The organism is Nitrincola schmidtii (genome assembly GCF_008973715.1).
GTDB lineage: Bacteria > Pseudomonadota > Gammaproteobacteria > Pseudomonadales > Balneatricaceae > Nitrincola > Nitrincola schmidtii.
The window spans coordinates 15,863-41,127 of the sequence record NZ_WBOL01000003.1 but is presented as its reverse complement, the minus strand read 5'-3'; the positions used below and the strand labels follow the sequence as shown (position 1 = coordinate 41,127).

At 45.3% G+C, this 25,265-nt stretch carries 23 protein-coding genes; 17 read left to right on the top strand and 6 right to left on the bottom strand.

Annotated elements, in window-relative coordinates:
• Nucleotides 1-256: 256 nt before the first annotated feature.
• Genes F7R24_RS03515 through F7R24_RS03480 form a run of 8 tightly spaced genes read left to right on the top strand, consistent with a single transcriptional unit; the run spans nucleotide 257 to nucleotide 9,587 of the window.
• The gene (locus F7R24_RS03515) at nucleotides 257-718 is read left to right on the top strand and encodes a MerR family transcriptional regulator (RefSeq protein WP_151669872.1); all 462 of its coding nucleotides are present in this window, start codon (nucleotides 257-259) and stop codon (nucleotides 716-718) included.
• Between the two features lie 22 nt (nucleotides 719-740).
• Nucleotides 741-1,907: an isovaleryl-CoA dehydrogenase gene (locus F7R24_RS03510; RefSeq protein ID WP_151669871.1), complete on the top strand. Its 1,167-nt coding sequence runs from the start codon at nucleotides 741-743 to the stop codon at nucleotides 1,905-1,907.
• A gap of 24 nt (nucleotides 1,908-1,931) precedes the next feature.
• Nucleotides 1,932-3,539, top strand: coding sequence for a carboxyl transferase domain-containing protein (locus F7R24_RS03505; RefSeq protein ID WP_151669870.1), 1,608 nt, complete (start codon nucleotides 1,932-1,934; stop codon nucleotides 3,537-3,539).
• 10 nt (nucleotides 3,540-3,549) lie between these two features.
• Nucleotides 3,550-4,365 (top strand): enoyl-CoA hydratase/isomerase family protein, encoded by an 816-nt coding sequence (locus F7R24_RS03500; protein ID WP_151669869.1) that lies wholly within the window; start codon nucleotides 3,550-3,552, stop codon nucleotides 4,363-4,365.
• Between the two features lie 5 nt (nucleotides 4,366-4,370).
• Nucleotides 4,371-6,371: an acetyl/propionyl/methylcrotonyl-CoA carboxylase subunit alpha gene (locus F7R24_RS03495; RefSeq protein WP_151669868.1), complete on the top strand. Its 2,001-nt coding sequence runs from the start codon at nucleotides 4,371-4,373 to the stop codon at nucleotides 6,369-6,371.
• Nucleotides 6,368-7,276, top strand: a complete 909-nt coding sequence (locus F7R24_RS03490; RefSeq protein WP_151669867.1) for a hydroxymethylglutaryl-CoA lyase — start codon at nucleotides 6,368-6,370, stop codon at nucleotides 7,274-7,276. Before F7R24_RS03495 ends, F7R24_RS03490 begins: the two co-directional genes overlap by 4 nt.
• Complete coding sequence (locus F7R24_RS03485) at nucleotides 7,269-7,841, top strand: peroxidase-related enzyme (protein ID WP_151669866.1); 573 nt, start codon at nucleotides 7,269-7,271, stop codon at nucleotides 7,839-7,841. Before F7R24_RS03490 ends, F7R24_RS03485 begins: the two co-directional genes overlap by 8 nt.
• A gap of 57 nt (nucleotides 7,842-7,898) precedes the next feature.
• Nucleotides 7,899-9,587 (top strand): AMP-binding protein, encoded by a 1,689-nt coding sequence (locus F7R24_RS03480; RefSeq protein WP_151669865.1) that lies wholly within the window; start codon nucleotides 7,899-7,901, stop codon nucleotides 9,585-9,587.
• Nucleotides 9,588-9,680: 93 nt separating this feature from the next.
• Here F7R24_RS03480 and F7R24_RS03475 read toward each other — a convergent pair whose 3' ends face one another.
• Nucleotides 9,681-11,582 (bottom strand): SLC13 family permease, encoded by a 1,902-nt coding sequence (locus tag F7R24_RS03475; RefSeq protein WP_151669864.1) that lies wholly within the window; start codon nucleotides 11,580-11,582, stop codon nucleotides 9,681-9,683.
• Nucleotides 11,583-11,750: 168 nt separating this feature from the next.
• On the opposite strand from F7R24_RS03475, the gene F7R24_RS03470 reads away from it, so the two are divergent.
• On the top strand, nucleotides 11,751-12,815 hold the full coding sequence (locus F7R24_RS03470) for a sulfate ABC transporter substrate-binding protein (RefSeq protein ID WP_151669863.1): 1,065 nt from the start codon (nucleotides 11,751-11,753) through the stop codon (nucleotides 12,813-12,815).
• Nucleotides 12,816-12,867: 52 nt separating this feature from the next.
• Nucleotides 12,868-13,434, top strand: coding sequence for a TlpA family protein disulfide reductase (locus F7R24_RS03465; RefSeq protein WP_151669862.1), 567 nt, complete (start codon nucleotides 12,868-12,870; stop codon nucleotides 13,432-13,434).
• A gap of 61 nt (nucleotides 13,435-13,495) precedes the next feature.
• On the opposite strand, the gene F7R24_RS03460 is transcribed toward F7R24_RS03465, so the two are convergent.
• Genes F7R24_RS03460 through F7R24_RS03450 form a run of 3 tightly spaced genes read right to left on the bottom strand, consistent with a single transcriptional unit; the run spans nucleotide 13,496 to nucleotide 16,701 of the window.
• Nucleotides 13,496-14,278 carry a CLCA_X family protein gene (locus tag F7R24_RS03460; RefSeq protein WP_151669861.1) on the bottom strand — a complete coding sequence of 261 codons (783 nt, stop codon included), beginning with the start codon at nucleotides 14,276-14,278 and terminating at the stop codon, nucleotides 13,496-13,498.
• Between the two features lie 18 nt (nucleotides 14,279-14,296).
• Nucleotides 14,297-15,937 (bottom strand): sensor domain-containing diguanylate cyclase, encoded by a 1,641-nt coding sequence (locus F7R24_RS03455; RefSeq protein ID WP_168926767.1) that lies wholly within the window; start codon nucleotides 15,935-15,937, stop codon nucleotides 14,297-14,299.
• A gap of 8 nt (nucleotides 15,938-15,945) precedes the next feature.
• A complete protein-coding gene (locus F7R24_RS03450; protein WP_151669859.1) occupies nucleotides 15,946-16,701 on the bottom strand; it encodes a CHASE domain-containing protein in 756 nt (251 codons plus the stop codon).
• Between the two features lie 109 nt (nucleotides 16,702-16,810).
• Between F7R24_RS03450 and F7R24_RS03445 the strand changes: the two genes are divergently transcribed.
• Nucleotides 16,811-17,491, top strand: coding sequence for a type 1 glutamine amidotransferase domain-containing protein (locus F7R24_RS03445; RefSeq protein ID WP_151669858.1), 681 nt, complete (start codon nucleotides 16,811-16,813; stop codon nucleotides 17,489-17,491).
• 33 nt (nucleotides 17,492-17,524) lie between these two features.
• On the opposite strand, the gene F7R24_RS03440 is transcribed toward F7R24_RS03445, so the two are convergent.
• Entirely contained in the window at nucleotides 17,525-17,719 is a 195-nt protein-coding gene (locus tag F7R24_RS03440; RefSeq protein WP_151669857.1) for a CPXCG motif-containing cysteine-rich protein, read from the bottom strand.
• Between the two features lie 107 nt (nucleotides 17,720-17,826).
• On the opposite strand from F7R24_RS03440, the gene F7R24_RS03435 reads away from it, so the two are divergent.
• The 5 genes from F7R24_RS03435 (at nucleotide 17,827) to eutC (ending at nucleotide 22,752) form a co-directional block, all read left to right on the top strand.
• The gene (locus tag F7R24_RS03435; protein ID WP_151669856.1) at nucleotides 17,827-18,954 is read left to right on the top strand and encodes an RNA-guided endonuclease InsQ/TnpB family protein; all 1,128 of its coding nucleotides are present in this window, start codon (nucleotides 17,827-17,829) and stop codon (nucleotides 18,952-18,954) included.
• 178 nt (nucleotides 18,955-19,132) lie between these two features.
• Nucleotides 19,133-19,963, top strand: coding sequence for an alpha/beta hydrolase (locus tag F7R24_RS03430; RefSeq protein WP_151669855.1), 831 nt, complete (start codon nucleotides 19,133-19,135; stop codon nucleotides 19,961-19,963).
• Nucleotides 19,964-20,026: 63 nt separating this feature from the next.
• Nucleotides 20,027-20,368, top strand: a complete 342-nt coding sequence (locus F7R24_RS03425) for an FKBP-type peptidyl-prolyl cis-trans isomerase (RefSeq protein ID WP_151669854.1) — start codon at nucleotides 20,027-20,029, stop codon at nucleotides 20,366-20,368.
• Between the two features lie 168 nt (nucleotides 20,369-20,536).
• A complete protein-coding gene (locus tag F7R24_RS03420; RefSeq protein ID WP_151669853.1) occupies nucleotides 20,537-21,934 on the top strand; it encodes an ethanolamine ammonia-lyase subunit EutB in 1,398 nt (465 codons plus the stop codon).
• Entirely contained in the window at nucleotides 21,931-22,752 is an 822-nt protein-coding gene (gene eutC / locus F7R24_RS03415) for an ethanolamine ammonia-lyase subunit EutC (protein WP_151669852.1), read from the top strand. The genes F7R24_RS03420 and eutC overlap by 4 nt, the downstream gene beginning before the upstream one ends.
• Nucleotides 22,753-22,776: 24 nt before the next feature.
• Here eutC and F7R24_RS03410 read toward each other — a convergent pair whose 3' ends face one another.
• The gene (locus tag F7R24_RS03410; RefSeq protein WP_151669851.1) at nucleotides 22,777-24,225 is read right to left on the bottom strand and encodes a diguanylate cyclase domain-containing protein; all 1,449 of its coding nucleotides are present in this window, start codon (nucleotides 24,223-24,225) and stop codon (nucleotides 22,777-22,779) included.
• Nucleotides 24,226-24,467: 242 nt separating this feature from the next.
• On the opposite strand from F7R24_RS03410, the gene F7R24_RS03405 reads away from it, so the two are divergent.
• The gene (locus F7R24_RS03405) at nucleotides 24,468-25,238 is read left to right on the top strand and encodes an SHOCT domain-containing protein (RefSeq protein WP_151669850.1); all 771 of its coding nucleotides are present in this window, start codon (nucleotides 24,468-24,470) and stop codon (nucleotides 25,236-25,238) included.
• The last annotated feature ends 27 nt before the right edge of the window (nucleotides 25,239-25,265 follow it).

Below are 25,265 nucleotides of genomic sequence, written 5' to 3'. Positions count from 1 at the left end.
AGACCAGCCTGCTCGCATTACATTTACGTAAGCGTCAACTTAAATTAGCAACGAACGGCAAAGCTTTACAAGTTATACTTTGGTCTAATAGGTGATGGAATTCTTAATAAAATTGTTATTTTTATATTTAAATTAGTTAGTTAACTTAATTACAACCAACACACCCACTAAACATTGTGTAAAAATAACACAAAAAAGCACTTTACGTAAACGTTAACTTTGAGTAATCTCAAATGACGAAGATGAGGAATACTCCATGAGCTTAAAAAAAAGAACCTACTCTATTAGCGAATTGGCCAGTGAATTTGATATCACCACGCGGAGCATTCGCTTTTATGAAGATGAAGGACTACTGAAGCCAGAGCGTAAAGGACAGACTCGCATCTACAGTTCTAAAGACCGAGTTAGACTGAAGTTAATTTTACGCGGTAAGCGCCTGGGATTTTCATTGGCCGAATCGAAAGAGTTGTTCGACCTTTGGGACGAAACCGAAAGCGGTAGCGAAAGACAGTTACTCAAAATGCTAGACACGCTGGGTCAAAAGCAGCGTCAGTTAGAACAGCAGCTCAACGACATCCAGATGGCGAAAATAGAATTAGAAAGTGCTCAACTTCGTTGCGAAGCGGCACTTCAAGAATTAAAGGCAAAAAAAGGGTCATCCCCTGACGAGGTCAAACCCTCCATTCAGGCAACTAACCCAGATCCATCACTCCATTAAAAATAACAAATAGGAATTAGACATGATCTCTCAATACTCTGAATTAAATTTTGGTTTAGGCGAAACGATCGACATGCTTCGTCAACAGATCAATAACTTTGCTGCCAGTGAGATTGCCCCAAGAGCAGCAGATATTGATCATGCCAATCTCTTCCCTGCGGATTTGTGGAAAAAGTTTGGTGATATGGGCCTCTTGGGTATTACTGCCGATGAGGAATTTGGTGGTTCTGGCATGGGTTACCTGGCGCACGTAATCGCGATGGAAGAACTCAGTCGTGCTTCCGCTTCTGTTGCCCTCTCCTACGGCGCACACTCTAACCTTTGTGTTAATCAAATCAATCGTAACGGCACTCAGGCACAGAAAGAGAAATATCTACCTAAACTGATCACCGGTGAACATATTGGCGCATTGGCGATGTCTGAGCCGAATGCAGGTTCTGATGTGGTATCCATGAAACTGACCGCACGTGATGCGGGCGATCATTATGTATTGAATGGCAACAAAATGTGGATCACCAACGGTCCGGATGCCAATGTCTATGTAATCTATGCAAAAACCGATTTGAATGCAGGCCCTAAAGGCATCTCTGCCTTCATCGTTGAACGCGATAGCCCTGGATTCACCCAAGCACAAAAACTCGACAAGCTGGGTATGCGCGGCTCCAACACCTGTGAGTTAGTATTCCAAGACTGCAAAGTGCCTAAAGAAAACTTACTGGGCGAGCTAAATGGTGGCGTCAAAGTACTGATGTCTGGCCTTGATTACGAGCGTTTGGTTCTAGCTGGCGGCCCGCTGGGTATTATGCAAGCAGCCATGGATATCGTGGTTCCCTATGTCCGTGATAGAAAGCAATTCGGTAAAGCCATTGGTGAGTTTGAATTGGTCCAAGGCAAATTAGCCGACATGTATACCCGCATGAACGCGGCAAAATCCTATGTTTACATGGTGGCATTGGCATCAGATCGCGGTGAAACCACTCGTAAAGATGCCGCCGGTGTCATTCTGTATTCTGCAGAAATGGCAACGCAAATTGCACTGGATGCGATTCAGTTACTCGGTGGTAATGGTTATATCAATGAATACCCAACAGGCCGTTTATTACGTGATGCCAAACTTTATGAAATCGGTGCAGGTACCTCAGAAATTCGCCGGATGTTAATAGGTCGCGAACTTTTCTTAAATAACTGATGGCTACTCACTGGGAGCATAACCATGCCAATTCTGCAAACAAAAATAAATGCCCGTTCTGATGAGTTCAGGGCCAAAGCAGATGCCATGTCAGCTGCGGTTTCCGATCTAAAGGAAAAGATTGCCAAGATTCAGCAAGGCGGCGGAGCTGACTACCAGGCTAGACACCTTGCGCGTGGAAAATTACTACCACGCGAACGTATCAACCGCTTAATTGATGATGGCTCTCCATTTCTAGAGCTATCTCAATTAGCAGCTTATAAAGTTTATGATGAAGACGTACCTGCCGCGGGTATCATTACCGGCGTGGGTCGCGTATCAGGCGTCGAGTGTATGATCATTGCCAACGATGCCACCGTCAAAGGGGGTACCTACTACCCCTTAACGGTAAAGAAGCATTTGCGCGCGCAAGAGATCGCTGAACAGAACCACCTACCTTGTATCTACCTTGTAGACTCAGGAGGTGCCAATCTGCCTCGTCAAGATGAGGTGTTTCCTGACCGTGATCACTTCGGACGTATTTTTTATAATCAGGCACGCATGTCTGCAAAAGGGATTCCGCAAATCGCTGTGGTGATGGGCTTGTGTACCGCTGGCGGTGCTTATGTTCCCGCCATGGCTGATGAGTCAATCATCGTGCGCAATCAAGGCACCATCTTTTTGGCTGGCCCTCCTTTGGTTAAAGCCGCTACGGGTGAAGTGGTGAGCGCTGAGGATCTCGGCGGTGCTGACGTGCATTGTAAAATTTCGGGTGTTGCCGATCACTATGCTGAAAACGATCAGCATGCACTGCAAATTGCACGACGTTGTATTGCCAACTTGAATCGTAAAAAGAAACTGGATATTGCCATCGCCCAACCCAAAGCACCTTTATATGATGCTGAAGAACTCTACGGCATCGTCGGTACCGATCTTCGCAAGCCTTTTGACGTTCGTGAAGTAATCTCGCGCTTGGTCGATGGCTCCGAGTTTGACGAGTTCAAACAGTATTACGGTGCTTCACTGGTTACAGGCTTTGCTCATATTCATGGCTACCCCGTGGGCATTATTGCCAATAACGGCATCTTATTTACCGAATCTGCCCAAAAAGGCGCGCACTTTATCGAACTGTGCTGCCAACGCAATATCCCCCTGCTCTTTTTGCAAAATATCACCGGCTTTATGGTCGGACGCAAATATGAAGCAGAAGGCATTGCCAAGCATGGCGCAAAAATGGTGATGGCCGTTGCCTGTGCCAATGTACCCAAACTAACTGTGTTAATCGGCGGTAGTTTTGGTGCCGGTAACTATGGTATGTGTGGCCGTGCCTATAATCCTGATTTCCTGTGGATGTGGCCAAATGCTCGTATCTCTGTCATGGGGGGTGAGCAAGCGGCGGGTGTCTTGGCAACTGTTCGTCGCGAAAGCATGGAACGTAACGGCAAAAGCTGGTCGGAAGAGGATGAAGCTAAATTTAAACAACCGATCGTTGATACCTACGAACATCAAGGCCACCCGTATTATGCCAGTGGTCGCATGTGGGATGATGGTGTGATTGACCCAGCACAAACTCGTGAAGTCATTGCATTAAGTCTATCAGCAACCCTTAATCGACCCACTGAAGAAACACGCTTTGGCGTGTTCAGAATGTAAGGAGTTGATGATGTCTGAGACTACTGAAATCATCACCCTTCGAACACTCGAGGCGGGAATTGCAGAACTAGTGCTTAATCGTCCTGAAAAGCATAACGCTTTTGACGACAGTATGATTAGCCAACTCATCAGCAAACTAGACGAAGCGGAACAAAACAGTGAACTTCGTCTGCTGATTTTACGTTCTGAAGGCAAACACTTTTCTGCCGGTGCTGATCTAAACTGGATGAAACGCATGGCCAATAATAGTCATGCTGAAAACCTCACCGATGCCGGTCAACTTGCACAGTTAATGAATAAGCTGAACCACTTTAGTAAACCGGTGATCGGATTAGTTCAGGGCGCAGCCTATGGAGGCGCAGTCGGTCTAGCCGCTTGCTGTGACATCGTGATTGCCAGTCGGGACGCTCGCTTTTGTCTTAGCGAAGTCAAAATCGGTTTGATCCCTGCCGTGATCAGTCCCTATGTCATTCGTGCCATCGGCGAGCGCCAATCCAGACGCTACTTCTTAACCGCTGAAGTGTTTGACGCAGAAACCGCACATGATTTTGGCTTGGTTCATCATCTGGTTGATGACGCCAGTGAGCTGTTATCCGCTGCTCAAGCCTTTATTGCCAGCATGAATCAGAACAGTCCTCAGGCCATGCAAGCAGCAAAGTCACTCATTTTTGCTGTGAGCCACCTGCCCATCACACAACCTGTGATTGAACAAACCACTCAACGTATCGCGGATATTCGCGTGAGTGATGAAGGGCAGGAAGGACTCAGTGCTTTCCTGAACAAACGCCGTCCGAACTGGTCGTCCACACTGGAATCAGGAGAATAATAATAATGTTCAGTAAAATTCTAATTGCTAACCGTGGCGAAATCGCATGCCGCGTGATTCAAACGGCTCACCGTTTAGGCATTCGCTGCGTTGCCGTTTATTCGGAAGCAGACCGCAATGCACGTCATGTGGCACTGGCAGATGAAGCCTTTCTATTAGGCCCAGCCCCCAGCAGCGAAAGCTATCTGCGTGGCGACAAAATCATCGATATTGCTTTACAAAGTGGTGCTCAAGCGATCCATCCTGGGTATGGTTTTCTATCTGAAAACACCGATTTCGCTGAAGCCTGTAGCAAAAACGGTATCGTCTTTATTGGTCCACCCGCCTCTGCTATTGCTGCGATGGGTTCTAAGTCTGCCGCTAAAGCGATTATGGAAAAAGCCGGTGTGCCCCTAGTCCCAGGCTATCATGGTGACGATCAAGATCCTGAAACGCTGCGTGCTGAAGCCCTCAAATGTGGCTTCCCCTTGCTATTAAAAGCCGTTGCAGGGGGTGGTGGTAAAGGGATGCGTGTGGTCAACAATATTGATGAGTTTGACGATGCATTATCCGCTGCCAAACGCGAAGCTAAAAATGCGTTTGGTAATCCCGACATGCTGGTCGAGCGCTACCTAACTCAACCTCGTCACGTCGAAATCCAGGTGTTCTGTGACAGTCATGGCAACGGTGTATACCTAGCTGAGCGCGATTGCTCAGTTCAACGCCGTCATCAGAAGGTGCTGGAAGAAGCGCCAGCACCAGGACTTTCAACCGAAACGCGTATCGCCATGGGTGAAGCCGCTGTTAAAGCTGCTCAAGCGATTAATTACGTAGGTGCTGGAACCGTTGAATTCCTCTATGACGTAGATGGCTCCTTCTTCTTTATGGAGATGAACACTCGCCTGCAGGTCGAGCACCCCGTCACCGAAATGGTCACCGGTCAGGATCTGGTTGAATGGCAACTGCGTGTAGCCGAAGGCTCTCCTCTACCGTTACTGCAAGATCAAATTCGCATTCGCGGTCATGCACTGGAAGCACGTATCTATGCAGAAGATCCAGACAATGACTTTTTACCCGCAACAGGCCACCTGAACTATTTACGCACACCCGACGAGAGTGCTCATGTGCGAGTCGATACCGGTGTGGTTGAAGGAGATGAGGTCAGTGTGCATTACGACCCAATGATCGCCAAACTGATCGTATGGGATGAAAATCGAGATCAAGCGATCAACCGTATGGTTCAGGCGCTAGAGCAGTATCGAATTCATGGCGTAAAAACCAACATTCGTTTCCTGCATGCCCTAGCGGATGCCCAACCTTTCCGCGAAGCCGATCTGGATACAGGATTTATCGAAAAGCATCGCTCGTTGTTGTTTCCACCGGCCAAACTAGATCTGAATAAAGCGCTAGTCTTGGCCGCTGGCTTTTTACTGGAGCAGAAGCGTAGCCATAATCCCAACAATGAAGACCGCTGGTCACCCTTTGCGCATCAAAATAGCTGGCGTCTCAACTCTGAATACGCCAAGCCGTTAGCCCTCAAAGTAGGCGATCATATTCATGAACTTAAAGTGCTGGAAAAAGACCATCACTATGAAATTCGCGTGGCTGATAGCCTTTACACCTTGGCGGTAGACCTAGTAGGCGATCAGCTAAAAACCGTCATTAATGGTCATCGCATTACAGTTCATGCAACACAACAGGGTAAAGAAGTCGTGGTTTTCCACGAAGGTGAATCTTTCCGCTGCGAAGCGCATGAAGAGACCTTTGGTCTTGAAGATGTCAGTGCGGCCGGAAGCTTGACCGCACCCATGAACGGTTCTGTCGTTGCCATTATGGTGAAGTCAGGCGATGTGGTGAAAGCCGGACAAACACTGGTGATTATGGAAGCGATGAAAATGGAGCACGCCATTAAGGCACCTAAAGCCGGTGTGGTAGATGAAATCTATTTTAATGAAGGTGAACTGGTTTCAGAAGGTGCTGAACTCCTTGCCGTCACCAGTGACGAACAGGAAGAGGTTGTCGTATGAGCTTCCCCGCTTCTGTCCGACTATTCGAAATGAGTCCGCGTGACGGGCTGCAAAACGAACCAGGTGAGTTGATTCCTACCGCCATTAAGGTGGAACTGATCAATCGCCTAAGTCAATGTGGACTTTCTCATATTGAAGCAGCCAGTTTTGTATCACCCAAATGGGTACCTCAGATGGGTGATGCAAGCGATGTGATGGCCGGTATCACTCGGAAACCCGGTGTGACCTACGCTGCCCTGACCCCAAATATGAAAGGGTTAGAATCGGCGATTGCCGCTAAGGCAGATGAAGTTGCGGTGTTTAGTGCAGCGTCAGAAGCCTTTACCCAGAAAAACATCAACTGCTCGATTGCGGAAAGCTTAGAACGCTTTGCCCCTATTATGGAAACCGCTAAACAGTCAGGCATTAAGGTGCGAGGCTATGTGTCTACCGTGATGGGTTGTCCTTACCAAGGTGATGTTGACCCTAAACAGGTCGCTAAAGTTGCTAAGGCGATGTTCGAGATGGGTTGCTATGAAATCTCCCTAGGCGACACCATTGGCGTGGGTACTCCGTTAAAAGCCAAGCGGATGTTGGAAGCCGTGAGTAAAGAGGTGCCAATCAACCGATTGGCAGCACATTTCCACGACACCTATGGTCAAGCAATCGGCAATCTCTACGCGGTGTTAGAAGAAGGTATTGCGGTGATAGATGCTTCTGTCGCTGGATTGGGAGGATGTCCTTATGCCAAAGGCGCCTCCGGCAATGTCGCCACGGAAGATGTACTTTATCTATTGAATGGATTGGGCATAGAAACCGGTGTCGACCTACAAAAACTGATTAACACCGGACATTGGATTACTCAGCAACTGAATCGTACCAGTGGCTCTAAAGTCGCTTTAGCGATGGGAGGCTGTGATGAGTAATCCAGTGGTAGCACTCGACCTTCCGATTCCCTCTTTTGCCGAATTACCTGAATCCGTGCAAGGCTATTTTGATAAGTGCCAAGAAAAGTTGGGCTTAATCCCAAATGTGTTAACGGCCTACAGTCAAAATCTAGAACAACTAGAGGTATTTTCTCGCTTCTACAACCAACTGATGTTTGGCGAGAGTGAATTAACAGTTCTGGAACGAGAAATGATCGCTGTGGTTGTCTCTTCCGACAACAAATGTTTTTACTGCTTAGTCGCTCATGGCGCAGCCGTGCGCGAACTTAGCGGTGATCCTGCGCTAGGTGAACATCTGGTGATGAATTATCGCAGTGCAAAACTTTCAGCAAGGCACCAAGCCATGCTGGATTATGCATCCAAATTAACGCGACACCCCTCAGAGGTCACTCCTAAGGATGCCAATGCCTTACGTGATGTAGGATTCAGTGACCAAGGAATCTGGGATATCTGCAATCTGGTTGGTTTTTACAACATGACTAACCGTGTTGCACTGGCCGTGGAAATGGCACCGAATGAGGAGTATCACACTCAATTTCGTTAGCCTTTAGTTTTTAAATAAACAGCCTCTTTGCATAAAAAAAATAATGGAGCCTGAACTATGTCAACACTACCAAGCTATACCAGCGGTACCAGCAGCAAACCTCTACTGGGCATGACCATTGGAGATATGTTTGATGCGACAGCCAACCGTTACCCTGATAACGATGCGCTAATCGTGTTACACCAAAATATTCGATGGACCTACAAAGAACTTCAAGAACACGTGAATCGCTGTGCACGGGCACTCTTAGCGATCGGTGTTCAACGTGGAGACAGGGTCGGTATCTGGTCACCTAACCGTTATGAGTGGACCTTAACCCAATTTGCGACTGCAAAAATTGGTGCGATTCTGGTTAACATCAACCCCGCTTATCGTACCCACGAACTGGAATATGCCCTGAATCAATCAGAAGCCAGCTACCTTGTCACAGCAGACAGCTTTAAAGGTTCTGATTATCGCAGCATGCTTTACGAGCTAGCACCTGAACTAAAAATGTGTGCCGAAGGAAAGCTAAAATCGCAAAAACTGCCGCTGCTAAAAGGGGTCATTAACCTTGATGAGAAAAAGCATCCGGGCATGTGGCGTTGGCAAGACTTTGTTGAGTTATCCAAAGAAATCCCGCAAGAAACAGTGGATCAAACTCAATCAGAGTTACAGTTTGATGATGCGATCAATATTCAGTACACCTCTGGCACCACGGGCTTTCCAAAAGGTGCAACGCTTTCTCATCACAATATTCTAAACAACGGATACTTTGTTACCGAAAGTATGGGCTTTACCGAAAAAGATCGCCTAGTGATCCCTGTTCCGCTGTATCACTGTTTTGGCATGGTGATGGGTAACTTGGGTTGTGTGACGCATGGATCAACGATGATCTATCCAGGCGAAGGGTTTGATCCCGCCACGGTTTTACAAGCGGTTCATCAAGAGCGTGCAACTGCTCTGTACGGTGTACCGACCATGTTTATTTCTGAGCTAGGTCACCCGGATTTCGACAAAATGGACCTTTCCAGTTTACGCACTGGCATCATGGCAGGCTCGTTATGCCCGACCGAAGTGATGAAACAAGTGATCAATAAAATGAACATGAAAGAGGTTCAGATCGCTTACGGAATGACTGAAACGAGTCCGGTTTCAACGCAAACCGGTGCCAATGATTCGCTGGAAAAACGTGTGACCACCGTAGGACGCACTCAGCCGCATTTGGAAAGCAAAATTGTAGATCCGGCTACCGGTCGTATTTTGCCTCGTGGCGAAATTGGTGAACTGTGCACACGTGGTTACAGCGTCATGTTGAAATACTGGAATAATGAATCAGGCACTAAAGAAGCGATTGATGCTGCAGGATGGATGCATACAGGTGATTTGGCCAGCATGGACGAAGAAGGCTACATCAAGATCGAAGGCCGCATTAAAGACATGGTAATTCGTGGTGGTGAAAACATCTATCCCAAAGAAGTGGAAGAATTTTTATACACCCACCCTGCCATTGCAGAAGTTCAAGTTACCGGTATTCCCGATAGAAAATACGGTGAGGAACTGATTGCATGGATCAAACTTCAACCCGGCGCTGATGAAATGAGCGATGAATCATTGCGAGCCTTCTGCAAAGGGAAAATCACCCACTTCAAAATCCCACGCTACTTTAAATTTGTCGAAGAGTTTCCAATGACCGTTACTGGAAAAATTCAGAAGTTTAAGATGCGCGAAATTTCTGTCAAAGAGCTGGGTCTAGAAGACGTCTAAACGAAAATTCCATGGATTAGACGGACATCACTTTTCGCCTACTCTTCCACACCCCTATAGCGGTCCTAAGGTGTGGTTGAGTAGGTGCTTTTTTTACAACGGCCACACCAGTAACAGCAAGGGTAATGATACTAGAATCACAAGAACTTCTAGTGGAAAGCCAAGTTTCCAATAATCACTAAACTTGAACCCACCAGGCCCTAAAATCAAGGTGTTATTCTGATGACCTATCGGCGTCAAAAATGCGCAGGAAGCGCCAATCGCCACGGCCATTAAAAACGAATCAGGACTCACCACCAGGGTATTGGCAATACTGATCGCGATTGGACACATGACGGCCGCTGTCGCTGCATTGTTCATCAAATCCGATAAGAACATCGTCACGATCAGAATTAATGCTAAGCCTACCACTGCATTACCCTGCGCCACATTTTCAACCAACACTCGGGCAATTAAATCGGCTGTTCCCGTTATTTCCATCGCCGCCGCTACTGGAATCAATGACGCCAATAACACGATCACAGGCCAATCAACGGCTTCGTACACTTGCCGCAGTGGTACCGTGCGTAAGGCCATAGATGCTAATACGCCCAATGCAAAAGCGATCGCTGCTGGCAACAAACCAAAGGCAGCTCCTGCAATAGAGAACAGCATAATTAAGCTGGCTTGCCAGATTTTTATTTTATCTGGAATACGTAACTCGCGTTGTGCCAGTGGCACACAGGCATTATCGGCTGCAAACTCCAATATAGATTCAGGAGGCCCTTGCATCAGCAATAAATCACCTGATTGAATCGCAATAGAACGCAAGCGTTTTCTCGATCGACTCCCCTCTCTAGAAAAAGCCAATAAGTTGATGCCATAACGTGTTCTTAACAGAATATCGCTAGCTGAACGACCTGATAATGGTGAGTTCGGCAGTACCGCAAGCTCCATTAACTCTATTTCTTTGGATTTACTGGAGCTTTCTTCCTCTTCTTCCTCTTCTTGATCTTTAGCTGACGTCTTACTTGCTGGTTGTTTGTTGTCAATCTTCTCTTTGATGGTTTTTTTCGCTGCTACTTTTTCCACCTGTGCAGGCTTTTCGTCTGAATCCTGTTCCTCCTTTACCGATTCTTCCAGGGTCAAACCTAAAATGGATAGCACATCAGCCAGGGCATCCACTTCTGCTTCAATCATCAAAATATCGCCTGCATAGACACGACGATTTGAATTAGCAGCAATAATTTTGACTTCTCGTTGAACGATACCTAGGACTTGAGAGTCAACATCCTCTAAAGCTTTTTCGATCTCAAACAAGCGTAAACCATCCGACTTACTCTTCTCTTCAATTCTAACTTCGGTGATATAAGCCCCTGATTCAAAACCTTCAAGATCCGATTGTTGTCGTGCTGGAACAAGACGCCAGCCTACCAGGGCAATAAAAATAATACCCACGAAAGCGACTGCAAAACCAATAATGGTGAAGTCGAACATGGCAAAACTGCCTAACCCAGCTTCTGCTCGAAATCCCGAAACAATTAGGTTGGGCGGTGTACCGATGAGCGTGGTCATGCCGCCTAGAATAGTGCCAAAAGCCAAAGGCATCAGGACTTGACCCGGCGTAAGTTCTAATCGATGCGCCACATGAATGGCTACCGGCATTAACAGCGCCATAGCACCGACGTTGTTCATAAAGCCAGATAAGAAGGCTCCTAACCCCATTAAGGCCAACATACTGACCATGCGCCCCGCATTCGCAGGTAACGCAACACGCGTTAATGCATCCACAGCACCAGAGTTCTGTAATCCTCGACTCAGAATTAATACACAGGCCACGGTTATCACAGCAGGATGACCAAAGCCACTAAAGGCTTCAGCAGGATCAATCAGACCAGCTAGAACACAGGCCAATAGTGAACCAAACGCCACCATATCGTGCCGCCAACGCCCCCATAGGAACATCAACACGGTGATTGCAAAAATAGAAATGATAATCCATTGATCTACAGTCATAAAACGCTTCCTTGACCTTGTGTGTATCTGATTATACTGAACTAGCACCAGTAACATTAGGAAAAAATTATTTTAATTTTGGTTATATTAAAATAATTATTAATTACTTTTAGATCTAAACAATAACACTTATCCTTGTCACACTTTTAGTTCAAGGAAACAGTTATCATGACGGACAAGAATCAACGTGGGCAATTCAAAAATATTCTAGCTGCCTTGCTTATCACACTTCCAATCAGTGCTTATTCAGCCGATATTGACTTATTGAATGTCTCGTACGATCCAACTCGTGAGTTTTACCAAGATTACAATGAACGTTTTGTTGATCATTGGCGAGCAAAAACTGGGGATACTGTGCGCGTCAGGATGTCTCATGGCGGTTCTGGACGTCAAGCGTTAGCAGTCATGCAAGGACTCAATGCTGATGTGTTATCGTTGGCTCTTGCCTATGACATCGATATGGTTGCAGAACGAACAGGTCGGCTGGATAAGCATTGGCAGGAACAGTTACCTCTTGCATCATCACCCTACACGTCTACCATTGTATTTCTGGTGCGTGAAGGAAACCCTAAAAATATCAAAGACTGGGATGATTTAGTTAACGAAAACGTTGGCATCATTACCCCCAACCCTAAAACATCCGGCGGTGCGCGCTGGAACTATCTAGCGGCATGGGGACATGCCTATCTCAATGCCATGGGTGGTATTCAACAACTCAATGATGCTGATGATGCATCCCGTGATCTAGCCGAACAATCTGCACGAGATTTCGTACAAAAACTTTACAGCAATGTTTTATTAATGGACACAGGTGCTCGCGGATCCAGTGTTACTTTTGTAGAACGAGGTATGGGAGATGTTTTGATTGCGTGGGAAAATGAAGCGCTATTAAGCCTCAATAATCTTAGCCACAATGGTCTTGAGATTATTATTCCTAGCCAGTCCATTTTAGCTGAACCACCGGTGGCGGTCATGACCGGCAATACCGACAGAAAAGGCAGTACAGAAGTAGCCAAAGCCTATGTTGAACATCTGTATTCGGAAGATGGTCAACGCATCGCAGCTCAACACTATTATCGCCCACAGTACCCAGAACTCGTCAGCACCCAGAATCTTGAACATTTTCAGCAAATTAATTTATTTAAGCTAGAGGATCTTTATCCCAATTGGTCGGTTGCTCAAGAAAAACATTTCAGTAATGGTGGTGTGTTTGATCAGTTAGTTAGAAAGTGAACTATGCTGGTGTTAATGATTAAGTTTGATCGATTTGCATAGGGCAGCATGAATGAAATATCCCCTTATTTTTGTCGTTCTTATGGTTCTACTCATCCTATCCGGATGCAATTCAAAAGATCCCACGGGCGAATATTATACTGACTGGGATATTGCCGGAGGCTGTACAAGTAACCTAGACAGATCGAGTCGCTTAAGTGCTAATGGTGAGACTATCGATGTGTGTGATGATACTTCATTATACCATTGGATTTGGGTCACTTATGCCGCTCCTTGGTGCAATGCAAGCTCACAACAAGCACCGCATATTCGACGCTTGACCGACACTGCATCAACCCAATTACAGATTTATACAGTCATGACGGGAGGTGATCAGCCTTTTGTCGATGCGACTGTCCAAGATGCGCAACGTTGGTCGAATCGTTTTAACCTTCCACCCAATCGAGTGTTAATAGAAGAAGGCTCAAGAGTCATACCACAGCACTTAATTATTGGACCCGATAGCAAAACTTGGTATCGCTACATAGGACACATGACAACTGAAGAGATGCAAGATATTCTTGCCGACTTTCAAGAAGGTAGAAAATATCCTAATGTGCGCTCGCTTCCTAGACGATAAGAAAAAATGTAGGGAAAAGCTAATGCAGGCGTAATAGGCAGATGGATTAGAACGCAGCACCTTAACGTGTTAGCGTTTGCTGTTTTCTCAAGCTATTTCCCAAGTGACGAAAATATTCCTGAAATGCTGTATTGATTATGGCTCTCTGCTCACCTTGAGGATAGAGCCCCAACAGCGCTTCTTTCGATGACTTAGTCCCTTTTACTAAGAAGTGATTACAAATCGCATGATCTTGAACATAAGACTCAAAAGCGCGAGCAGCCATCTCTTCAGGTAAGCTCCAGTAAAGCACTCCGGATTGTTGATCTACTTTTTTCGACGCCATAAAAAGTTCACTTGGCTCCAGACCTGTTTCATCAAGAAATATGGCTTTGAAGCATTTAAATAGAAGGTCATTGAGTGAATGCACCACGGGTGTTGCGTCATGTAGCCAAGCGCTGGAGGCAAACATTATCTTCGGAGCATCACTAAAACACTTATCTGCTAAATAGTGATCAAGGGCATGGAACCATTCATGCGCAATACTGCCGGGACCTGCATTTTTTGCCAGTGAGAAACAGCGAGTTGCAGGTTGATAGTGTGCGGCTACGCCCGGTCGCCCCCCTATTCCATATTGAAAAGCTAGGGTTCCACGCAATGAGATGAGCGATTCAGTACCATTTAGTATCGTCATTAAGTCTGCCAGAGCATCGTAAAAAAGCGCGGCAGCTTCCTCGTTTTCATTCCGCGTAACCCACCGACCTATCTCAACAGAACGAAAATCGTAAAGCTTTCGAATCGAGACAAAATCGACGATTTCGCCGTATCGATGTTCGGGGCCACGGCGGTAGTAGCGAGAGTTCATAAAGCCTTTTGAATGATCTTAAAGCTCTTCAAATACATGATAACGGTTTTTGCCTTTTAATTTTGCTTGATACATTGCATGATCCGCCTGGCGTTGTAACTGATCTGCATCGAGATTATCCTCTTGTGGGTAAAATGTAACACCAATACTAGCTGATACTTGAAGCATAAATTCGCCAATTTTCACCGGTTTTGAAACCACAGAAAGCAATCTATCTAACATGGGATAACACTCTTCACGGAATCCTAAATCCACCATCGCCACGATAAATTCATCACCCCCAATTCGAGCGATGGTATCACCTTCTCTAATAGCGGCTTTAAGGCGAGAAGCAATAGCAATTAACAGCTCATCACCAATTTGATGTCTATGATTATCATTAACTGCTTTGAACCCATCCAGATCAATGAAGGCGACAGCCAACATTTTTCGGTTACGCTTAACCTGAGCTATCGCCTGATGTAAACGGTCAGATAACAACACCCGATTAGGTAACCGTGTTAGCACATCGTAATGAGCAATGCTTTCAAGTCGAGTTTGATACTCTTTCACGGAGGTTATATCTGAAAAGATGGCAACATAATGACGCGCAGCACCATCTTCGTCATTAACGGCAGAGATAGTTAGAATTTCTGCATAAACCTCTCCCGTTTTACGGCGATTCCAAATTTCACCATGCCAAAAACCTTTTAGTTTAAGAGAGTTCCAAATTGACGCATAAAACTCTTTGTCATGTCGACCTGAACTTAGAATACGACTGTTTTTTCCAATCACCTCTTCAGCACCAAATCCTGTTATGTGTGTAAAGGCTTCGTTCACATCAATAATATGCCCACTGGTGTCAGTAATCATGACGCCTTCACCCGCATGACTGAAAACACTGGCGGCAAGCTGAAGCTTTTCATCTGTCTCTTTTCTTGAGGTAATATCGGAATGCGTACCTATCATGCGAAGAGGTTTATGGTCAGCATCCCGTTCAACTACAACCCCTCTTGCAAATACCCATTTCCAGCTACCGTCTTTACACTTAAGACGATATTCATGACGATACAGCTCGGTATTTCCATCCAAGTGCGCTTGGATTTCACTCATGGTCTGTTTAAGATCCTTTGAGTGAACACGAGAACGCCACTCATCAAAGTTGCTGCTGATTTCATCAGCAGAATATCCCAACATATCTTTTAGGCGCGAACTAAAGAATACTTTTCCATCTGCAAGATTCCAGTCCCAAAGACCATCGCCTGCCCCTTCGATCGCAAATCGCCAGCGAAACTCACTTTCCTTAAGTAGGGATTCGCGCTTTTGAATTTCTTGTGTGAGATTATCAGCAATAAGATTGGCACGTTGACGCGTCGTATTAAGGGATAACATCAAACCACACAGTAAGCCACTGAGAGCAAAACCACTGAATAACACAGCCCAAGCACTCAAATAACTAATATTGGCACTGGCCGCTTTTGCATCAAACACTAACAGCCAGTCAGTTCCATTAAAATTCAGTGTAATATTCTGATTAAAGATCGAGGACTGCTTTAAGTCATCCAATGATGAGTAATTAGTGAACAATAAACGTTCTGGGTTCTCATCTGTTCCATCATAGACTCGAAGACCCAGCACATTATCTTCGATAGTTGTCCAGTCGATGAATACCTGTGACATTAAATCTTTCATCCGATGGGACTATAAACCCAACCAAGCAAAGCTGAACGCCTAGATTCAACACTGTCAACCACATCGCCTTGACGATACACTGGTACATACATCAAGGTGCCTGCCTGAATATCGGTGTCCACTTCTTGAACCAGTTCAACCTTACCCGATAGAGAAGCCTTGCCTGTATCCCTTGCCTTTTCCATCGCTGTCCGACGCACAGGTTCCGAGAACATATCAAAGCCAATCGCTCTCATGTTGCGCCAATCTAAAGGCTCTAAGTAAACAATTGAAGTATAAAACGGTCTTTCACCTGCTGGATAAACTGTATAATCAGGAAAGCCCTCTGCACGAACCGAGTCGATGTGTTCTTGCAAATCTTCGGTGAGAATAACTTTTGAAAATCCGATCCCTTGAATACCTGAAACACTGGAATGCTCTCTAAGGGTATCAACAAAAACTCGCCATTGATCACGATCAACAATGTCAGAAGATCCATTGAAAAAAGCCACACCGCTCTGCAGAATCAGTGCGTAAGCTTGTAATCTTTCCTCAATTTTTAGGGTGACTTCTGCAGCTGCGAACTCAAAACGATGCGCTGCATCTCTTTCGATAGATTTTTTTACTGTCCAAGCAATAGAGAGAGACAGCAGCAAGCCCAGTGTAAGGATCAACCAAGCAAAGTGTGCTTTAAAAAGACGCGTTAAGAATTGCATGTCGGCAGTGTGCTGTTTAAAAATGCCATTAAACTCATTTCTGATATGTAAAGTCAATGCAAGAATATCCGCTTATTTAATAAGGCAAGAGATATCAATTCAGCAAATAGAGATCACATTGTTAATATTTTACGTAGTTTGAATTCATGGCAAAACAGGAGACTCTATGAAAATTTTAATGGTACTAACTTCACACGATCAACTTGGCGATACAGAGCATAAAACAGGATTCTGGCTAGAAGAATTTGCTGCTCCCTACTACGTTTTTCTTGATGCTGGAGCAAACATCACACTCGCCTCGCCTAAGGGAGGTCAGCCACCGATCGATCCAAATAGTTCGGTACCCGATGCTCAAACACCTGCGACAGAACGATTTAACCAAGATACTGATGCGCAGAAAGTTTTAGCCAATACCGTAAAACTGGCCTATGTGAACGCGAATAACTTTGACGCTATTTTTTACCCCGGAGGCCATGGCCCTTTATGGGATTTAGCAGAAGATCAGCACTCTATTAAATTAATTCAGGAATTTTACAAACAATCCAAACCGGTAGGTGCCGTTTGTCATGCACCAGCCGTTTTCAAACATACGAAAGACAGCAAGGGCGACCCTCTAGTTAAGGGCAAATCGGTTACTTGCTTCACCAATACTGAAGAAGATGCAGTTCAACTGACGGACATTGTCCCTTTCCTAGTCGAAGATATGCTTAAAGAAAATGGTGGCCACTTTGAGCGCACACAAGACTGGCAAAGTCATGTGGCAATCGATGGCTTGTTAGTGACAGGTCAAAATCCAGCCTCTTCTGATGCGACTGCCGAAGCACTTCTTACACTATTAAAGCAGTAGTTGGCTGTATATATTTTGGCTAGGGATAATTAATTAAACATCGTTCTCTGCGTGCGCTGTGACATACACAGCGCCTTCTTCATCTAATGCCACTTTGATGGTAATCGGGCTACAACATACTTGGCAATCCTCAATATACTGATCGCCCGCTTCTTGGTAATCAATTTGCACTTCAATCCATTCACCGCAGTAGGGACAACTGATCTGTTGGTATTCTAGGTAATTCATACACCCTCCACTCTTTAGCAAATCTGCGCGTAAACCATCGCCCAATGCTGGCGGTGATATAAGCGCACAAAGCAACGCGTTGTTAATGTGTATGGTATAATGTGAACATGATTTCTGCCACCAGAGTACGTATTTATCCAACACCCGAGCAGGCTGTTTTTTTAAACCAGCAATTCGGTGCTGTGCGCTTTTGTTACAACAAAGCGCTCTTGATTATACGTAACCAGTATCAACACCACGGTGTGAGCTTGCGTGCCAAGCGTGACATCAAGCCTTTACTGGCGGTGGCGAAAAAGTCACGTAAATACCATTGGCTTAAATCGTTCGATGCCATTGCACTCCAACAGTCAATAATCCATCTGGATACAGCTTTTGCCAAATTCTTTAAGAAGACGGCACGGTTTCCACGCTTTAAATCTAAGCGTAGCAAACAATCCAGCTATCACTGTACCAGTGTGAGCGTGGGTGATGATTGGATTAAGATCCCAAAGATAGCAGCTATTAAGGCCAGAATTCATCGTGATCTGGAAGGATCTATCCGCAGTATTACGGTCAGTCGTACCGCAACCGGTAAATACTACGCATCGATCTTAACCGACGATGGATTGAATGCGCCCATACCGATACAAACACTGGATCAAGTCGTTGGTATCGATATGGGATTGACGGATGTCTGCATCACCTCTGAGGGCGTTAAAACGCCAAATCCGAGGTTTTTAAAGAATGCAGCCTCTAATCTGCGGCGCAAGCAAAAAGCCCTGTCACGCTGCCAGAAAGGCAGTCGGGGTCGGGCGAAAGCCCGATTACTGGTAGCCAAGGCGCATGAGCGCCTGGCCAACACTCGTGCTGATTTTCAGCACAAACTGTCTCGACAACTCGTTGACGATAACCAAGCAGTGGTTGTTGAGACATTAAAGATTACAAACTTATTGAAAAACCACCGGCTCGCCAAGCACATTGCGGATGTAAGCTGGGATGGTTTGATCAAAAAGTTAACGTATAAAGCGATGCGTGCCGGTAAGCACCTGGTGAAGATTAATCCGTGGTTTGCCAGTACCAAAACCTGTGCTTGCTGCGGTTACAAAATCGCATCGTTACCACTGGCTGTTCGCACGTGGGATTGTCCTGCCTGCGGCACAACAGATATTGATCGTGACATCAATGCTGCGATCAATATCCGCCAGCAAGGTTTGATTCATTTACGAGCGGAAGGACTGTTCGTTCCTGCCAACTGAGGCTGTGTAAATCCGATCACGTATCGGTTACGGCCTGTGACGTTGGAAGCATCGCCTAAAGGGCGGTGAGCAGTCACAAAACTATAGCTGGAATTCTCGATAAGTACACAGAGCAATGTATGATTCAATGATTAGATGTACACTCATTCTCTGAATTCAGGATCAATAGGTTAAGTCAATGAACTACGCTAAAACGATCTTACGCATAGGTGTGTTTTTTAGCGCCATCTACTTGTTGATTCTACTAATCATGTGGATGTCACAAGAGCGCTCAATTTTTTTAACGGATGTTGGACGCGAACCTATCGGCACTCCCAGTGATATTGGCTTAACTTGGCAATCGGTTACACTGACTACTGAAGATGATTTACAGTTAGATGCTTGGTGGTTACCCCATGACGAACCTCGCGCTTCTCTTTTATTTTTGCATGGCAACGCCGGTAATATTTCACATAGACTGCCATCCTTAGCGCAGTTTCATCAACTCGGTCTTGCTGTTCTTATTCTGGATTATCGCGGCTATGGTCGAAGTGAAGGCAAGCCTTCTGAAGCAGGAACGGCAATGGATGCAGATGCTGGCTGGCGCTGGTTAAAAGACAACTCTGGGCATGACCCAGATCGCTTTATTATTTTTGGGCGCTCGCTTGGTTCTGCGGTCGCAGCTGAATTAGCCTCTCGAACAGATTCAGCCGCGTTAATCTTAGAGTCCCCCTTCCGCTCAATGCCCGAATTAGGCCAACAGTTATACCCTTGGTTGCCGGTAAAACTCTTAGCGCGTATTCATTACCCTACGGCTGAATACGTCACTCATCGCGAAATGCCCTTGTTAGTCATCCACAGCAAAGATGATGAACTAGTCCCCTTTCGCGAGGGTGAAAAGGTGTATGAATTGGCTAATCCACCGAAACAACTGCTAATGATTCATGGTGGTCACAACACCGGATTTTTGGATAGTGAAGCCATTTACCTGCAGGGAATTGATGAGTTTTTGATCAGCATTGGGTTTTAGTTTAAATTTTACTTATTTCGCCATCCTCTTAAAAAATTCATCTTGATAGTCTAAGGAATTTTCATGCAGTCCAAATTAACCATAGAAGACCTTATCGAAGGCACTGGCAAAGCAGCAGAGAAAGGGGCATTGATCACTGCACATTATCGGGGATGGCTTGAAAACGGAACTGAGTTTGACTCGTCATACAAACGCAACGAACCTTTTCAAACAGTATTAAGCCACAAACGCGTGATACAGGGTTGGGTTTTAGGGCTGAAAGGGATGAAAACCGGCGGAAAGCGAAAGCTTTGGGTACCCGCAGAGCTAGCTTACGGTGAACGCAAAATGGGCAATCTCATCCCAGCCAATGCTAACCTGATTTTCGAGATAGAGTTGTTGGAAGTGTTAACGAGGGATGATTGATTCTGTAGTTAAAACGTTGACGAGTCATCTATCACACATTCTCTACCTAGCACTGGGCTAGAGAATTATAGATAAGGGTTTGATAACGTAATCAATATAAAAACACTACACGTGCGTAGTGTTTTCGAAAGGCAGGCTATCAATAAAATATATTGCGTGAGTAAAGCCATGGCTTATCAATGTGCAATCGGTGTTCAGCGTTATCAGTTTAACGATCTTAAAACCTTAATGGCGAAAGCTACTCCATTGCGCTCGGGTGATTGCCTTGCAGGGATCGCTGCCGAGGATGCACAGGAACGCATTGCAGCACAAATGTTATTAGCCGATCTGCCGTTAACGACCTTTTTGAACGACCCACTGATTCCTTATGAACAAGATGAGGTGACACGGCTGATTATTGATCAGCATGACACCTCAGCCTTTTCTATCGTGGCACATCTGACAGTCGGTGATTTCCGCGATTGGTTGTTATCGGATCACGCCGATACCTTGACACTGCAACAGCTCGCTAAAGGCTTAACGCCGGAAATGGTCGCAGCAGTCAGTAAAATCATGCGCATACAGGACCTGATTAATGTATCGGCTAAATGTAACGTCGTGACGCGCTTTCGAAATACGCTAGGATTATCAGGGCACTTATCAACGCGTTTACAACCTAACCACCCGACCGATGATCCTGCCGGGATCGCAGCGAGCGTTTTGGATGGGTTACTCTATGGCAGTGGCGATGCCGTGATTGGTATCAATCCTGCCTCTGACAATGATTACGCTGTTACCACCTTGATGAAGATGCTAGATGATGTCATTCAGCATTATCAAATACCCACGCAGTTCTGCGTCTTAAGCCATGTGACAACGCAAATTGATGCCATTAACAAAGGTGTGCCGGTCGATTTGATTTTCCAATCTATTGCAGGCACTGAAGCAGCCAATACTAGTTTTGGCATTAACTTAGCCTTGTTAAGTGAAGCCTTAGATGCTGGTCGCTCGTTGAATCGAGGTACCTTAGGCAACCATGTTATGTACTTTGAGACAGGACAAGGCAGTGCGTTATCGGCTAATGCTCATCACGGTGTTGATCAACAAACCTGTGAAGCTAGAGCTTACGCAGTGGCACGACATTTTGAACCACTATTGGTCAATACGGTGGTTGGGTTTATTGGACCAGAGTATCTATATGATGGTAAACAGATTATTCGTGCAGGCTTAGAAGATCATTTCTGCGGAAAGCTGTTGGGTTTGCCGATGGGGTGTGACATCTGCTACACCAATCATGCGGAAGCGGATCAAGACGATATGGATATGTTGCTGACCTTATTAGGTGTGGCAGGCATTAACTTTATCATGGGCATTCCAGGTTCTGACGATATTATGCTGAATTACCAAACTACCTCTTTTCATGATGCGTTATATGTTCGACAAGTGCTGAATAAAAAACCGGCACCAGAATTTGAACGCTGGCTGCAACAGCAAGGCATTTTTAATGCGCAAGGTCAGCTTAACACCGCGAGTGAGTTACCAGGTGATTTTGCGAGGTTAAGCTTACCAAAGGGGAATGGACGATGAATAAAGAGCCTATTGTTATTCACAACCGCTGGAATACCCTGCGCCAGCATACGGATGCTCGTATTGGCTTGGGTAGAGCCGGTGTTAGTCTTCCAACCCGCGAGCAACTCGCCTTTCAATTAGACCATGCTAAAGCCAGAGATGCCGTGCATCTTCCCTTAGATGAAGATCACCTGCAGCATCAATTACAAGAACAGGGCTTTGAGGTCTATCGACTGAAAAGTCGGGTCAAGGATCGTCGAGAGTATCTACAACGCCCTGATTTTGGCCGTCGCTTGAGTGCAGAATCGGTAGCATTTTTGCAAAACCATGCCAGTAACCATTCAACTCCAGACACCCTGATTATTATAGCTGATGGTTTATCCTCCACCGCCGTTGCTTCCCATGCGGTTGCCATGGTGAATAGAATCGCCGCAGGGTTAAACGCTGAAGGTTTTAGAGCTGGACCTATCTGTATGGTTAGCCAAGCCAGAGTTGCCATAGCTGACGAGGTAGGTGAACTACTTAAATCGCAATCGGTAATACTGCTAATTGGCGAACGACCCGGATTAAGCTCTCCAGATAGTTTAGGGATTTACTATACCTATGCTCCCCGCTTGGGTCTAACTGATGCCGCTCGAAATTGTATCTCTAATATACGCCCACAAGGGCTGAGTTATGACGAAGCGACACATACATTAATGTTTTTATTTCTGGAGTCTTATCGAAGAAAACTTTCAGGGGTGCAGTTGAAAGATACGTCGGTCAACGCAAGTCAGCATGAACTTGACCGACCCAAACAGCATTTCCTGTTGCCGACTGATCAAGTTCAAGAATAATGTGTCGCTAATGCCTTAGATGGGCTAAGCGCTTTCTTGATAAAACTTAATCGTATTTCGGCCCGCAGCTTTCGCATCATACATCGCTTTATCTGCACACTTTAAAATTTCATCGGGGTTTGCTTTGTGGTCGATAAACACATATACACCAATACTGGCCGTACAACGATGTTCGACAAGCCTTTCAGCTTGGTCATTATGTTTAACCTTCAGTTGATAGATATCCGAAAGGCGACAACGAATTTTTTCTGCCACACTGCTTGCATAGGCGACTGATTTTTCGAAACTGGTATCCAAATCACCGAGCAGCAACACAAACTCATCGCCACCGAAACGTGCTACGGTATCCATTTCACGAACACAATCTTTCAGGCGCTTCGCTACTTCAACCAATAGCAGATCTCCAACATGATGGCCGTGAACATCATTGAGTGGTTTAAAGTTATCTAGGTCGACAAACATTAATGCACCGTGATGCCCTGTTCGCTTGCTGGCGGCTGAAGCTTGGTTAATTCGATCAATTAGAAGACGGCGATTAGGCAATTGTGTCAGTGTGTCATAAAAGGCCAGCTGTTTAATCTGATCCTGCATGTTTTTACGTTTCGTTATTTCCCGGGTAATGCCATGAAAGCCGATAATGTTTCCAGCCTCATCACGAACCGCTTTTGAAAAAACCTCACCCCAAATCACACTTCCATCCTTACACACATGCGGGGCTTCGAAGTTAACGAAACCTAGTGGATTACCCTCCTTCTCTGAAACTTGTCGCTTTTCTAAGGCTTTGATGACAATGGCAACGCCCTCTTCATTAAATAATGAAAATACATGGTGCCCTATCACCTCTTCAGATTTAAAACCCCGCAACCGCTCGTCTGAAGGACTTACATAGGTAATCACAAGATTAGCATCAGTACGCCACAATACATCTAAGGTGTCTTCAGTCAGTAACCGATAAAAGGCCTCTCGTTGGTTTAATTCCTTGGTGCGTTCTTCTACCAACTCTTCCAAAATACGGTTACGCTCTTGTAATGAGTTAAGTGGGAAAACCTCACCCTGCTCTACTAAGTGATAAGGCACAGAAAAACTGCTGTGAACAATTTTCCAACTTTCCTCTTCAAGTCGAAAGATAAGTACCAGCCTGACAATCTCTCTTGAGAAAATTACTTCAGGATCAGAAAGATGCATGTGAAAGAAAGCCGTCACAGAAACAATATCTTTACTTAAATCTTGTTGAGAGAGATCAATCAATTGAATTTTGATCTGTTCAGGAACTTCAGCAAAATCTTGTCGTGTAATTGCGATCCACTCTTCTCGATCTTTGACTAATACACTTCCACCACCAGCAAAACCACTGAACTCTTTACTAAAAAAATCAATAAGCCGTTCATGACGACCAGCATAATACTCGATGTACTGATCAAACAGTCCTCGAATTTTATGATGTCGTTCAAGTTGAGCATCATTAGAAATCATGTGGTAATACTCAGTATTTAAACACTACATTCATTTATAGCACTGATTCGATATACTGTCATACCTAACTTTATGGAAAGCAATTTTAAATTTTGCCGCCCCTAAATAAAGAACACCGAATGGCATTTAATTCTTTGCAGTATGTTAGAATAAGAAAACATATTTATCACGACACACACCTGAAGTTATTCAACTCCTGTCAGTCTAACGCTTCGAATTATCCCACTTTTTGAGAATAAATCATGCAAAACCTTACCCAAGATGGCCAACAACTCGTTAATAATCTTAGCGCTAAATACAATTTAAGTTACGACGCAGTGATGCACATGCTAATAGCAGTCAATAATGGCTGTGGTACTCAGGCTCAATTCAACTGCCCTGAGTTAGGCGGTGCCGGCCAATGGATGCGTGGGGGTATGACCATGGTGGGCGATATGTTCAATTACGGCTTAAAAATGACAGTCGATAACCTATGTAGCGAGCTTTCCAACGGCCTTGCCAACCTGCAAGTGTTTGTCAAAATTCCACAAGGTATGCCGGGCAGTAGTGAATGGTGGCCAGGTAATTTAGGCAACCCCTTCAGCACAGGTGCCCAAAACAACATTCGTTACGCTGTTTTCCCGAATCGTTTAGCGGTGGAGCTTAATGGTCAAGTTACCGTCTATGATACGCTTGATCACAGCATTGGTGGTGTTAGCCAACAACAAGGTGGTGATTCTTCTTTAACGTTTAGTAGCCAATATGGCACCATCTCCGTTAATAGCTTGCCAATCATTTCGGGACAAGGGACACCTCCAGCACCACAACAGAATTTTGCAGAGCCCATCCAACCTCAATACCATCAAACCAGCCCGAATAATCCAAGTCAGGCTTTTCAAAACCCAACACCGAGCACATCATCTGTTGATGAAGCTATTCAACTGATTGAAAAACTTGCCAAATTAAAAGAAATTGGGGCAATCTCGGATGAAGAGTACCACGCGAAAAAAACAGAACTGTTAAATAGAATTTAAGTTCAGCAAAAAAGACATCGACGACAA

What these genes read in the sequence shown, in the direction of transcription:
- F7R24_RS03510 (WP_151669871.1), top strand. Translation starts at nt 741, where the DNA reads ATGATCTCTCAATACTCTGAATTAAATTTTGGTTTAGGCGAAACGATC.
- F7R24_RS03495 (WP_151669868.1), top strand. Translation starts at nt 4,371, where the DNA reads ATGTTCAGTAAAATTCTAATTGCTAACCGTGGCGAAATCGCATGCCGC.
- F7R24_RS03455 (WP_168926767.1), bottom strand. Translation starts at nt 15,937, where the DNA reads ATGTCACAGGTATTCATCGACTGGACAACTATCGAAGATAATGTGCTG.
- eutC (WP_151669852.1), top strand. Translation starts at nt 21,931, where the DNA reads ATGAATAAAGAGCCTATTGTTATTCACAACCGCTGGAATACCCTGCGC.
- F7R24_RS03435 (WP_151669856.1), top strand. Translation starts at nt 17,827, where the DNA reads ATGATTTCTGCCACCAGAGTACGTATTTATCCAACACCCGAGCAGGCT.
- F7R24_RS03485 (WP_151669866.1), top strand. Translation starts at nt 7,269, where the DNA reads ATGAGTAATCCAGTGGTAGCACTCGACCTTCCGATTCCCTCTTTTGCC.
- F7R24_RS03480 (WP_151669865.1), top strand. Translation starts at nt 7,899, where the DNA reads ATGTCAACACTACCAAGCTATACCAGCGGTACCAGCAGCAAACCTCTA.
- F7R24_RS03430 (WP_151669855.1), top strand. Translation starts at nt 19,133, where the DNA reads ATGAACTACGCTAAAACGATCTTACGCATAGGTGTGTTTTTTAGCGCC.
- F7R24_RS03515 (WP_151669872.1), top strand. Translation starts at nt 257, where the DNA reads ATGAGCTTAAAAAAAAGAACCTACTCTATTAGCGAATTGGCCAGTGAA.
- F7R24_RS03505 (WP_151669870.1), top strand. Translation starts at nt 1,932, where the DNA reads ATGCCAATTCTGCAAACAAAAATAAATGCCCGTTCTGATGAGTTCAGG.
- F7R24_RS03405 (WP_151669850.1), top strand. Translation starts at nt 24,468, where the DNA reads ATGCAAAACCTTACCCAAGATGGCCAACAACTCGTTAATAATCTTAGC.
- F7R24_RS03425 (WP_151669854.1), top strand. Translation starts at nt 20,027, where the DNA reads ATGCAGTCCAAATTAACCATAGAAGACCTTATCGAAGGCACTGGCAAA.
- F7R24_RS03465 (WP_151669862.1), top strand. Translation starts at nt 12,868, where the DNA reads ATGAAATATCCCCTTATTTTTGTCGTTCTTATGGTTCTACTCATCCTA.
- F7R24_RS03440 (WP_151669857.1), bottom strand. Translation starts at nt 17,719, where the DNA reads ATGAATTACCTAGAATACCAACAGATCAGTTGTCCCTACTGCGGTGAA.
- F7R24_RS03410 (WP_151669851.1), bottom strand. Translation starts at nt 24,225, where the DNA reads ATGATTTCTAATGATGCTCAACTTGAACGACATCATAAAATTCGAGGA.
- F7R24_RS03500 (WP_151669869.1), top strand. Translation starts at nt 3,550, where the DNA reads ATGTCTGAGACTACTGAAATCATCACCCTTCGAACACTCGAGGCGGGA.
- F7R24_RS03475 (WP_151669864.1), bottom strand. Translation starts at nt 11,582, where the DNA reads ATGACTGTAGATCAATGGATTATCATTTCTATTTTTGCAATCACCGTG.
- F7R24_RS03460 (WP_151669861.1), bottom strand. Translation starts at nt 14,278, where the DNA reads ATGAACTCTCGCTACTACCGCCGTGGCCCCGAACATCGATACGGCGAA.
- F7R24_RS03490 (WP_151669867.1), top strand. Translation starts at nt 6,368, where the DNA reads ATGAGCTTCCCCGCTTCTGTCCGACTATTCGAAATGAGTCCGCGTGAC.
- F7R24_RS03420 (WP_151669853.1), top strand. Translation starts at nt 20,537, where the DNA reads ATGGCTTATCAATGTGCAATCGGTGTTCAGCGTTATCAGTTTAACGAT.
- F7R24_RS03470 (WP_151669863.1), top strand. Translation starts at nt 11,751, where the DNA reads ATGACGGACAAGAATCAACGTGGGCAATTCAAAAATATTCTAGCTGCC.
- F7R24_RS03445 (WP_151669858.1), top strand. Translation starts at nt 16,811, where the DNA reads ATGAAAATTTTAATGGTACTAACTTCACACGATCAACTTGGCGATACA.